This is a genomic window from Methyloceanibacter sp. (assembly GCF_058506495.1).
This window is the reverse complement of record NZ_JBZMXT010000073.1, coordinates 1-10,926: the sequence shown is the minus strand read 5'-3', so window position 1 is coordinate 10,926 and position 10,926 is coordinate 1. Positions and strand designations below refer to the sequence as shown.

Annotated in this window: 14 protein-coding genes; 8 read left to right on the top strand and 6 right to left on the bottom strand. The window is 57.6% G+C overall.

Annotated elements, in window-relative coordinates; genetic code table 11:
* Together AC33YF_RS11120 and AC33YF_RS11115 are read right to left on the bottom strand one after the other, a co-directional pair.
* Positions 1–478 (bottom strand): phytoene desaturase family protein (locus AC33YF_RS11120; protein WP_491777271.1); only part of this gene is annotated, 478 nt, incomplete at its 3' end.
* Positions 478–1,254, bottom strand: a complete 777-nt coding sequence (locus AC33YF_RS11115; RefSeq protein WP_491777270.1) for a hypothetical protein — start codon at positions 1,252–1,254, stop codon at positions 478–480. The genes AC33YF_RS11115 and AC33YF_RS11120, both read right to left, overlap by 1 nt.
* A 42-nt stretch (positions 1,255–1,296) precedes the next feature.
* Between AC33YF_RS11115 and AC33YF_RS11110 the strand changes: the two genes are divergently transcribed.
* Positions 1,297–2,676 (top strand): cytochrome P450, encoded by a 1,380-nt coding sequence (locus tag AC33YF_RS11110; protein ID WP_491777269.1) that lies wholly within the window; start codon positions 1,297–1,299, stop codon positions 2,674–2,676.
* Between the two features lie 2 nt (positions 2,677–2,678).
* Here AC33YF_RS11110 and AC33YF_RS11105 read toward each other — a convergent pair whose 3' ends face one another.
* Positions 2,679–3,830, bottom strand: coding sequence for an ATP-grasp domain-containing protein (locus AC33YF_RS11105; protein ID WP_491777268.1), 1,152 nt, complete (start codon positions 3,828–3,830; stop codon positions 2,679–2,681).
* Positions 3,831–3,969: 139 nt separating this feature from the next.
* On the opposite strand from AC33YF_RS11105, the gene AC33YF_RS11100 reads away from it, so the two are divergent.
* The 7 genes from AC33YF_RS11100 to AC33YF_RS11070 all read left to right on the top strand — a co-directional run bounded on the left by AC33YF_RS11100 (position 3,970) and on the right by AC33YF_RS11070 (position 9,745).
* Positions 3,970–5,448, top strand: coding sequence for a phytoene desaturase (locus AC33YF_RS11100; RefSeq protein WP_491777267.1), 1,479 nt, complete (start codon positions 3,970–3,972; stop codon positions 5,446–5,448).
* A gap of 537 nt (positions 5,449–5,985) precedes the next feature.
* Positions 5,986–6,165 carry a light-harvesting antenna LH1, beta subunit gene (gene pufB / locus AC33YF_RS11095; protein ID WP_491777266.1) on the top strand — a complete coding sequence of 60 codons (180 nt, stop codon included), beginning with the start codon at positions 5,986–5,988 and terminating at the stop codon, positions 6,163–6,165.
* A 12-nt stretch (positions 6,166–6,177) separates the two neighbouring features.
* A complete protein-coding gene (locus tag AC33YF_RS11090; RefSeq protein ID WP_491777265.1) occupies positions 6,178–6,324 on the top strand; it encodes a light-harvesting protein in 147 nt (48 codons plus the stop codon).
* Between the two features lie 117 nt (positions 6,325–6,441).
* A complete protein-coding gene (locus AC33YF_RS11085; RefSeq protein ID WP_491777264.1) occupies positions 6,442–7,131 on the top strand; it encodes a hypothetical protein in 690 nt (229 codons plus the stop codon).
* 46 nt (positions 7,132–7,177) lie between these two features.
* Positions 7,178–8,653, top strand: a complete 1,476-nt coding sequence (locus AC33YF_RS11080) for a PucC family protein (protein ID WP_491777263.1) — start codon at positions 7,178–7,180, stop codon at positions 8,651–8,653.
* A gap of 15 nt (positions 8,654–8,668) precedes the next feature.
* Positions 8,669–9,181 carry a peptide deformylase gene (gene def / locus AC33YF_RS11075; RefSeq protein WP_491777262.1) on the top strand — a complete coding sequence of 171 codons (513 nt, stop codon included), beginning with the start codon at positions 8,669–8,671 and terminating at the stop codon, positions 9,179–9,181.
* Between the two features lie 168 nt (positions 9,182–9,349).
* On the top strand, positions 9,350–9,745 hold the full coding sequence (locus AC33YF_RS11070; protein WP_491777261.1) for a c-type cytochrome: 396 nt from the start codon (positions 9,350–9,352) through the stop codon (positions 9,743–9,745).
* Positions 9,746–9,766: 21 nt separating this feature from the next.
* Here AC33YF_RS11070 and AC33YF_RS11065 read toward each other — a convergent pair whose 3' ends face one another.
* From AC33YF_RS11065 to AC33YF_RS11055, 3 genes are all read right to left on the bottom strand, one after another.
* A complete protein-coding gene (locus AC33YF_RS11065) occupies positions 9,767–10,183 on the bottom strand; it encodes a CBS domain-containing protein (protein WP_491777260.1) in 417 nt (138 codons plus the stop codon).
* Positions 10,184–10,195: 12 nt separating this feature from the next.
* Entirely contained in the window at positions 10,196–10,432 is a 237-nt protein-coding gene (locus AC33YF_RS11060) for a CBS domain-containing protein (RefSeq protein WP_491777259.1), read from the bottom strand.
* A 138-nt stretch (positions 10,433–10,570) separates the two neighbouring features.
* On the bottom strand, positions 10,571–10,840 hold the full coding sequence (locus AC33YF_RS11055) for a hypothetical protein (protein ID WP_491777258.1): 270 nt from the start codon (positions 10,838–10,840) through the stop codon (positions 10,571–10,573).
* Between the last annotated feature and the right edge of the window lie 86 nt (positions 10,841–10,926).

Genomic DNA, 10,926 nt, shown 5'->3' with positions numbered 1-10,926 from the left:
GGAGGCCAACCCGGCGGATAACATCAAGCTGTGAGGGACGCTGATTGACCACAAATGGCTCGCGCAGAAGCGCAAAAAGCGCGGCGCTGTCGGCACAAAACTTCCGGTAGCTGTCAGCGTCTCGCTTGCCGGCAAATGCATTGATTGCGTCGATTGAGCGTTCTACATCCACAAACAGATCGAGTGCTTTGCCGTTCTGCCAGGCATGGCGGGCCAAACAGGTGGCAGGCCGCAGGGTCAACGCCTCGTCGAGGTTTGCGCCGGCATCTTCAAAGAGTTCATCGAAAACCCAGCGCAGTGTGAAAACCGTGGGGCCGGCATCGATCGGCTGCCCGGCGACTTGATGCTGCCTGATCTTGCCGCCTGGCGCATCGGCGGTCTCAAGGACTGTCACCTCGACTCCTTGCCGGGCCATATCCACAGCTGCAGAGAGCCCGCCCGCCCCAGCGCCAATCACCACTACGTGGGGCACGGCCACTACTTTGCGCCGACCGCGACCTTAGCCGGTCGGACAGCCGTCGCGCGTCGCCTGTCGTAGGCGACCAAGACCTTTCGCTGGTGGTAAAGGATGAGAAGCAGCCCCGTGATCAGCGGCACAGACCACAGGGCCGGCGAAAGTGCCGCTTCGGGCATGATGCGCACAGCGCCAAACGCGAAGAATGCCGTGTAGACAGAAATCCCAGTGCCGATGATTGCCTTGATATGCTCCAGAAGCCAATCAATCGGGCGCGGGTTCCGCCGATACATGAAGTGTATGTTGGTAGCGACCGTCGCAAATCCCACAATCGAAAAGCCCATGAGAAGCGGTAGGCCGATCATGAAGCCCTGGTATGCACAATTGACGGCCGCGACGGTCAGGATCACCTGCAGTGCGATATTCAATGGCCGTCTATTTGAGGCCATATCACGCTTGTTCCGGCTACAACTCCATGCGTACCAAGCCAAATTGATGGTGAGGATCGCGAGGTACAGCATCATCCAGCCGAACACGACGCGTACCAACTCGGGGTCGGAAAACTCGGGATGTTCTATAAGGTGAGGGTGTGTTGGCATCGGCGCGATCACGCTGAGGGTTGCCATTCCCATCGCCGCGATGGCGGCGCCTAACATCGACACAACGAAAATGCGACCCCAGAAGCGGTGCTGTGCCCCGCCCTTCTTGACGATCAAAGGGAGCCAGAAACATAACAGGCCGGGTGCACCAAGTGTGATGTGTATGGCAATGAGCACTTCGAAGGCGTGATAGAGCGTCATGGCAGAGAACACTCGTGAAATGATGAGCAGTCACTATCTAGCATGACGAAGCCTGCGACACTATTCTACCCTCCCTTTCCCTCAAGGTTGCCGCCCGTTGCGGCCCTCGTCAGGACCCTATGGCAGGGCGATGGCGACCTCCTGAGCCTTCTGCCAGCCCAGGCTTACGTGATGAAGGCGGGCGAACTCGGCTACTCGCGGCGGTCCATCAAGTTGGTCAACGACGCCGAACTTATCCGCCAGGTGATGCTCGACGAGGAAGAGATCTTTCCAAAAAGCGACCTGATGGTCGGGGCGCTCGAGAAGCTGATCGGCAATTCGATCTTTGTCTCCGACGGGGCGATCTGGCGGCGCCAACGCGCGATGATCGACCCGGCATTTTCCAGGATGCGACTGTCCCTCGCCTTCACCGCAATGGAAGGCGCCGTTGCCGACTATTTGGAGCGTCTCACGGCGGCAGCAGCCGAACAGACACCCTTTTCCCTCGATCTTGCGATGAGCCATCTCACTGCCGACATCATCTGCCGCACGGTCTTCTCTATCTCTCTCCAGTCGAACATCGCTAAAGATGTCTTCGACGACTTCGCCATCTTCGAGCGCAACGTTGGACAGGTAAAAATTGGCCGGCTGATTATGGATCCGGCGTTTGCAAAAGTCCGGCAGGCGGACGATGTGCTTGCTGCATGTGCCAGGATCAGAAGCCACCTGGGCGCTCTTGTCGATACCCACCTCAAAGACGACGGGGGTTGCTACGACGACATTGCAAGCCATGTCATTGCTGCACGCGATGCAGAAAGTGGAGAACCATTCTCGCGTGAAGAGTTGATCGACCAACTTGGCGTCTTCTTCATGGCCGGCCACGAGACGACGGCCAGCGCGCTCACTTGGGCGTTCTACATCTTGGCCATGCGGCCCGACATCATGGAGGCCCTGCGCTCCGAGGTGTACGACGTGGTGGGCGATGACCCCATCACATTTGATGCGGTACGAAAGCTGCCTCTTACCCGCAGCATTTTCCGTGAAACGCTACGCCTCTATCCGCCCATCACCTTTATGCCGAGGGTAGCAATGCGGTCGGGAATGCTGGGGGACGTGAGGTTTCGGCGTGGCGCCTTGATCATGATCGCACCCTGGATCGTCCACCGCCACCGTGAGTTCTGGCCCGACGCCGACGCGTTCGACCCATACCGCTTCATGCCAGAGCGAGAAGCGGACGTTGTGCCCGGCACCTACATTCCGTTCGGTCTCGGCCCGCACACCTGCATTGGCGCCGGCTTTGCCCAGGCCGAAAGCACACTCATTCTCGGGAGCGTCGCCCGACGGTTTGACGCCTTCATCAAGAATGGCGAAGCGGTGAGGCCTGCGGCGCGCCTCACCACGCGCCCGCGAAACGAAATCATGATGACGGTGCGAGCGCGGTAGACCTAGCTCTGCAGCGGAGGTGGGCTGTCAGGGCGCCACTCAATATCGATAGTCGCCGCCTCGGCTAGGGTTTTCCCGCCAAAGAGAGTCCTTTGAAGGACTGGCCACGACGCGGGCGTCATCATCAAAAACGGCAGTGGATCACGCCAAGACCAGAGGACATCGCGGGTGGAGAACACCTTGCCGAACCGCTGCACGAAGGCCTTCGGCTGCAGAATGTGACTGTATGCAATGGCAAGTGTCGTGTGGCCTTCTTGAAAGATCTTTACCGGTTTGAACATGGGCGCCGATGGCTGACGGTTCAGCAGCGCCGCAGAAAGATACGCGTGGTCAAAGAAGTGGAGCCCGCTCGTCAAACGTGGATTGCACTCTATGGGAAAGGGCTCGCCATTCTCATCGATGATGATGTCAAACGCGATGAAGCCACTGTAGCCGGTCCGCTCCACAAACTTGGCGACCCACGCCTCAGCGACCTCACAGTCTTCGCAGCGGCGAAACGCCACCGCCACGGTCCCGGCATGGACAAGACCTTCGTAGACGACGCTCATGAGCACGTTGCCCTCATGAGCGAGGCTGAGGGTGCTCACCTCGCGCCCGCGGATGCGCCTTTGAACCACCATGCCCTCAGTGAGCTGCTCTTCGTCCGGTGGGTTGTCAGGTGATACAAACGAGAGGCCGGCCCCGCTGCAACCAAGCGCTGGTTTGATTACGGCCTCTCCACCCGAAAGCAAAGCATCCGCGGCCAGTGTCCCGGCGCGGGCCGTTTCTGCCACAGCCAAACCGACGCTTTGGGCGAGTTCAGCAAACGCGGCCTTATTGTGAAGCCCGTACAACACCTCGAAAGGCGGACAGAAGAAGGTCGCTTTGCCGCGATAGCCCGCTGCTACCCGTGCAACATGGAGCACCTCTTCTGAGATGGGCACGACAAGATCCACATTCTCAGCATCAATAATCGCCGTGAGGTCCGCCGCATAGGCGCTTGGATCATCATTGGGGGCGGTGACGCGGTACGACTTCGCTACCGCACGCGACGGCCGTGTGAGATGAAGGCTGAACGGTTCAGCAACAAGAACTTTGCAGCCCGCCGCATGGAGGGATCGCGCGAGTTCAAGCGCCTTGGGCAGACGACCGAGGGTGAGAAGGACGGTAGTCATCGTGGCCTCCCAATATCGCACGTACGCGCCACGGTGCGAAATTTGCGGCTGTCTGACGCGCCGTCCAGTATAACGCCGTAGGTGCCATATAAACGAACTACAAGGTTTGAGAAACGATGCGTCCAGAGGGAGAAAACTGATGCAGCAGGCCGACCGTCGTCATGCGGTGGTGATTGGCAGCGGTGTGGGCGGCCTGGCCACCGCCGCTCGACTGGCCGCACGCGGCTTCAAAGTCACTGTCCTCGAGAAGCTCGATGCCGTGGGCGGGCGCGCATATGTCTACCATCAAGACGGATTTACGTTCGATGCCGGCCCCACCATCATCACGGCGCCTTATATCTTTGAGAATCTCTGGAGCGACTGCGGTTTCACGATGTCTGACGATGTGGAGCTCAAGCCGTGCGACCCGTTCTATAGAATCCGCTTCGACGATGGCACGGTGTTCAGCTATTGGGGCGACACCGAGAAGATGCGCGAAGAGGTCTCCAAGTTCGAGCCAAAGGACGTCGCTGGCTACGATCGCTTTATCAAAGCAAGCGAAGACATTTTCGATGTTGCGTTCACGGAACTCGCCGACAAGCCGTTCCATAGCCTTATGTTTACAGCAAAGATGCTTGTTGGCCTGATCCGATTACAAGGTTACCGCACTGTTTTTGGCAAGGTGAGCGACTACTTCACCGATCCGAAGCTCAAAATTGTCTTTAGCTTTCACCCGCTTCTGATCGGCGGCAATCCATTCACAGCCACCGCCTACTACTGTCTGATCGCGCACTTGGAGCGCACCCACGGCGTCCATTATGCCGTCGGCGGCACTGGTGCGCTGGTGAAAGGCATCGCGAGCCTTGTTACCCGTCACGGGGGCACGATCCGCACAAGCGCTGAAGTCGCGACGATTCTGACTGAAGACCGCCGTGCGATTGGGGTCGAGCTTGTGGACGGCGAGAAGATTGCAGCGGATATCGTGGTGTCCAACGCCGATCCGGCCATGACGTATGGCAGTCTCCTTAAAGATTATCCACGCCGGCGGTGGTCGGACAACAAAATCAAGCGTTCGCGCTTTTCGATGAGCCTCTTCGTCTGGTACTTCGGGACCAACAAGAAGTTTGAAGACGTTGGTCACCATACAATGGTGCTGGGCCCCCGATACAAGGGCTTGCTCAAAGACATCTTTACGAATCATCATCAGCCGGAAGACTTCAGCCTCTACCTACATAGGCCGACGGCGAGCGATCCCAGTCTCGCGCCAGATGGGTGCGACGCGTTCTATGTCCTGAGCCCGGTGCCCCATCTGGGATCGGGTGTCGACTGGGCCACAACCGCCGAAGAGTATAGGCAGAAAGTCGAAGCGCGACTTGAGGCCACCCTGATGCCGGGCCTGCGGGACGTGATCGTGACGTCCCGGATGCTCACGCCGCTCGACTTCAAAGAGCGTCTGAACTCCTACCTTGGTGCGGCGTTTGCGATGGAACCTCAGCTTCTCCAAAGCGCGTGGTTCCGGCCGCACAACAAGAGCGAGGAAGTCGACGGGCTCTACCTCGTGGGCGCGGGCACCCATCCCGGCGCGGGACTGCCAGGCGTTGCGTCGTCTGCCAAGCTTGTCAACGATCTGATCACGTAGCCGCGGGCATTTTGGGACCCTGACGCTCCCCGCATTGGCGAACATCGGCGTCAAGCCTGCTCGACAAAACCTACCCAATGCCGGTGTTGATTATCTCCAAGCTGCTCGAAACGCACGCTAGCGGATTTAATCTGCCCGCAAAGGTGAGGGCTTTCGCGAATCGGCAGCCAAGATCCTGTCGAAGCACGGCAGTCGCAAGCAGCGAGTCCCGCAGAAGCGACGGAAGAGCGGCGCATTGAGCAGAGCTGCTGAGGGCCCTGCCGATCAACTGTCGTTGGAACTGGCCCGGCCGTAGCGGCAAGACCCGGACTAGCTGGAACACTCGGCTAATGAGAAGCAGACGATTGGTCGTCAGTCGTCTGCGATCGGCCAGCTGCAACCGTGCGACTACACTGATGTACATCAGTATTGACAGTTGTAACTGACAATCAAAATTGACAATAAGATGGCCGAAATGTAGACTGTCTCGGTCCGAAGATTGCCTCGCGTGGCGTGAGTCAATGTGCGGGCGCTATCTCGAACAGGGGAGACTTTCCAATGGCCGTAGAAACGCAAACCGCCGATCGGAACGATCCAGATCGGATTTGGCCCACTGGACTGACGGTCCGAGAGTCAGAAGAGCTTCATAAACACGTCATTGACGGCTCACGCGTCTTCTTCATGATTTCTCTGATCGCGCATGTCCTTGCTTACATCTACACGCCGTGGCTCGGCTAAGGAGGAACGGAAATGAACCAAGGTAGAATTTGGACTGTGGTCAACCCAACGGTTGGACTTCCACTCTTTCTCGGTGCAGTGGCCCTTATCTCCTTCACGGTCCACTTTGCGATTCTGAACAACACAACTTGGTTCCCGGCGTTCTTCTCAGGCGGATAGGCTTGGCCTTTCTGTTTATGATTTGAACGGGCAGAGCGTGAGCTCAACCAGGGCACGGTTTGGCTTGTGGCGCGCGTGTTGAGCGCGTGTCACAGCCATGGATGTCGGTGAAACAACATGACCACTTACGTACGCATTTATGCAAGTGAGGGCGGTGCGAACGCCGCCGTGGCGCGCCTTGCAAGAGCAGGCTTTCGCAAAAGTAACATTTTCCTACCCAGCCTTGCTGCCGGCAAGGAGAGTGACACCGTTCATGCAGCGGTAGAGGACGGCACTCTACCGGAAGCACAGTCGAAGATCTGTATCCGGAGCCTCAAAGAGGGACATTCTCTCGTATCAGTGGAGGCGCCTTTCGGTCGCGGCAAAGCCGCACTTGCCACCATGGAGAGCGCGGATACCGTCTACAGCGACAAGCTCTCCCGCTACACCGCTGACGACGATCCAGCCCCTTTCTCTGAATTGCTAGGCCTTCCCGTTCTGTCGAATGTGGAGTCGTCGACCCAACTGCTAAACTCCGACTGGTCCCTGTCTTCAGTATTCGGGATCCGTTTGCTCAGTAAGAACTCTACCCCGCTCTCGTCTTTCTTCGGCCTTCCCGTTCTCTCGAAGCCGAAACGGAATTGGAACCGGAGCTTCGGACTGCCGCTCCTCAGCAAGAACGCGACCCCGCTCTCGTCACTGTTTGGGATTCCGACGCTAATCAAGCCGGAAAAGGATTGGAGGACGAGTTTCGGCATCCCGCTTCTCATGAACAATCCTGCGCCTCTATCGAACCTGTTCGGCTGGAAGACGATCATTAAGGACTAAGCACCGGGGCGTCAGTGGGCGCGGCATTATCGTCGCGGAGAAAGCTATGAGACGACTTGGCCAACGTTTGGCGGCAGCATGGGTCTCTCTAGGACCCCGGTACTTACCGTTCGCGGACGTTGCCACACCCGACCTATCGCTGGGCCGCTTACTTCGCCTCTCCTTGTTCCAGATCTCCGTCGGCATGACGCTGGTCTTGTTGGTCGGCACACTCAATCGCGTCATGATTGTCGAGCTGGGTCTGCCGGCAACCATCGTGGGCGTCATGATCGCCCTGCCGCTACTTTTCGCACCTTTCCGGGCGCTGATAGGGCACAAGTCTGACACGCACCGCTGTGAGCTTGGATGGCGGCGCGTCCCCTTCATCTGGAAGGGAACGCTTCTGCAGTTCGGTGGCTTTGCGATCATGCCGTTCGCCCTGCTTGTGCTGGCCGGCATGGGCGATGCTCAGCATGCGCCGGCGTGGATCGGCCAAGTCGCGGCGGCCCTTGCTTTCCTGCTTGTTGGTGCGGGCGCGCATATCGTTCAGACTGCAGGGCTCGCGCTCGCGACCGATCTGACGCCACCAGAATCTCATCCGAAGGTCGTTGGCCTGATGTATGTGACGTTACTCATCGGCATGATGGTCAGCGCGCTTGTCTTCGGAATGGCCTTGGCTGACTTCTCTCCGGGGCGGCTTGTGCAAGTGATACAAGGCGCTGCCGTTTGCGCGATCGTTTTGAACGCTGTGGCCATGTGGAAGCAGGAGCCGCGGCGGCGGCACCAAGTTCAAACAGTCCGAGCACCGGATCCTACATTTCGCGAGTCTTGGGCGACGTTCTGCGAGAGCGAACATGCTGTGCGCCGTCTGGTCATTGTTGGCCTCGGCACTATGGCGTTCGGCATGGCCGACGTTCTGCTCGAACCTTACGGTGGACAGGTCTTAAACTGGTCCGTGGCCGCAACCACGAAATTGACGGCGCTACTCGCGCTCGGCGGGTTACTCGGTTTTGCTTACGCTTCGCATGCTCTGAGGCCAGGCAGCAGTCCGTACACTCTCGCGCAGACCGGTGCCTTAATCGGACTGCCGGCGTTTGGACTGGTCATCATCGCAGGGCCGCTTGGCCAAGACGGACTGTTTCTCATTGGCAATCTGCTGATCGGATTTGGCGCAGCCATTTTCGGGCACGCAACCTTGACCGCTACAATGAACAGCGCGCCCAAAGAGCAAGCTGGATTAGCGTTGGGTGCGTGGGGCGCGGTGCAGGCGACTGCGGCTGGCATCGCATTAGCCATGAGCGGAACAATGCGGGATCTCATCAATCTAGCGGTGGGCACGACAGGAGAGGTCTGGGGCATGGCGTCAGTGGCGATCGGCTACATCGCTGTCTATGCCCTCGAAATCGCGCTGCTCGTTGTCACGATCGTTGCGCTATTTCCTCTGATGTATCGCGCCCAGCGTGACTTTCGTCCCGAGACTGACGGTTCGCCTGAGCTTGCCTTCACCGATGGCATGAACGCGATCGATACCGAAGGACGATAACGACGGAGTTCAGAGATGGCCCGCCTCGAAATTCTCGAGTACCCCGATCCAGCATTGCGGCAAAAGTCGGAGCCGGTAACGCGCTTTGACAAAAAACTGGAGCGCTTGGTCGACGATCTGGTGGAGACGCTGGGCGCGAACAAGATCATTGGGCTCTCGTCACCACAAGTGAACATCCTGCAGCGGGTGGTCGTCACCAATGCATCAGGACAGCCATCCGCGACGCAAGTTTATGTGAACCCAGTGATTATCTCGAAGGCGGCCTGGGGCATTGTCGAGGAAAGCTGCGCTTCGATCCCCGACGTTGTCGGCAATGTGATACGAGCGACAAAAGTTCACGTCCGTGCGCAAGACCGGCACGGCGACTCTTTCGAGCACGTGCTAACCGATATGGACGCTGTATGCATTCAACATGAAATTGATCATCTCAACGGCAAGCTGTTCATCGATCGATTGTCGCTTTTCCGGAAGCTGGCTGTCCGCGCGCGTTTAAGGGCAAAGGTCCGTCAGCAGAACAACGCTGCATAGTCTGCACAAGCGCTTTTTCGCACCGCACTCGGCTAGTGGCCTTGAAATAGGCTTGCGTTAATGAATCTTCTGCAGACGCAACTTCACACTTTGGGGCGTTCGGTGTTTTCCGCTATGATCGAATCTGAAATGATGGAGATAACGAAACCGATCGGAGGAAGCTAAGTCATGAGAAGCTGGGTAAAAAAGAGTCTCATTGGGATCGCGCTGATTGCTGGCTTTAGCGCCCCCGCTCTTGCAGGGGATCCTGAGGCGGGGAAGGCCGTATTTGGCCAATGCGCAGCATGTCACCAAGTCGGTCCCAATGCGCAATCCGTTATTGGGCCTCCGCTCAACGGCATTATCGGCGCTACGGCTGGCGCCTATCCAGGCTTTGCGTACTCGCCCGGTATGAAGAAGCTTGGTGAGGAGGGCTACGTCTGGAACGAAGAACATATGGACGCGTGGCTCGAAAACCCCAAGGCGCTCTTGCCCACGTCAATGATGGCTCTCGCCTTTCAGGGGATTAAGGATCCGACCGAGCGGGCCAACATCATCGCCTATCTAAAGACCATTCCGAAATAGGCTACGCGGCGAACACAAAAGTCACGCCAGACGGGCAGACATCAACCTGCCCGTCAGGTGTGCTTTGACTACATCGCTCATACTAATCATGCCGATCAGCTCTCCATCCTCTTTAACGGGGAGATGGCGTATGCGGCGCTGGGTCATGAAGTCCATGACTTCCTCGATGCTGTCCTCCGGCGAACAAACGAGGACGACCTTTGTCATGAGCTCAGAGACTTTCATCTCAGCAAGTTTATCGCCGTATTTGGCAAGGCCGTAGGCGAGATCGCGTTCCGAGATTATGCCGTCGAGCGCATCGCCGTCTTCGGTCACGACCATGGCGCCAATTCGGTCCTCCTTCAAATGCTGCGCAAACTCTCGCAGCGTTTCGGTTGGTTTGACCGTCTTGTAAATCCTGCCCCTGATCTTCAGGACATTCGCTACCGTCATAACCATCGTTACGCCCTCCTAACGCTGGACTCGGGCATAGTCGCGCAAGACATCGGCCTCGAGCTGAACTTCGCTCAGGCGATGCTTCATCACGTCACCAATACTGATGATGCCCACCAGCTTTTGCCCATCTTGAACGGGCAGGTGCCGGAAGCGCTCTTGTCGGAGTTTCTCTGAGAGATCAAGAACCGTTTCATCCCGGCGTACCGTGATAACAGCTGACCCATTTGTCTTGAGTATGTCCGAGACTTTCATGGGGTTCCTCCCGGAAAATAGCGCTTTCGTCGAAATCGAAGCGCCTTAGAAATCTTTTTTCTACTACAGAAACAGTCTATGCCGATCCGACATACTGTCAATGAATGCTGACAATTAAGAGAGGCCATCTTGTTTTATTTACAGTCCTCTCCAGCGCTGCCACAGATCGGCAACATGCACCACCAGCGCCAATGTCAACCATGCGATCACCACTGTGGTTGCTGCGTCATCGAGCACAGCCCGCAGCGCAAATACGAGACATGCACCGGGTAGCAACATTAATGCGACGGACACAGGCGCTAGGCCGCGTCCTGTAAGCGTACGATAGGCGATGAGCCCCGCTGCTTCGACGAACATAAAGACGAGAACGAGATCGACGACCCAGTCGCTTGAAACCAGCGCATCCATCGAAGTCTATCGTCCGCCGAACGGACCGTTTAGCCGGACAATCTCCCAATTGAGAAATGCAGCGAAGGTCACCCAAGCCAAATAGG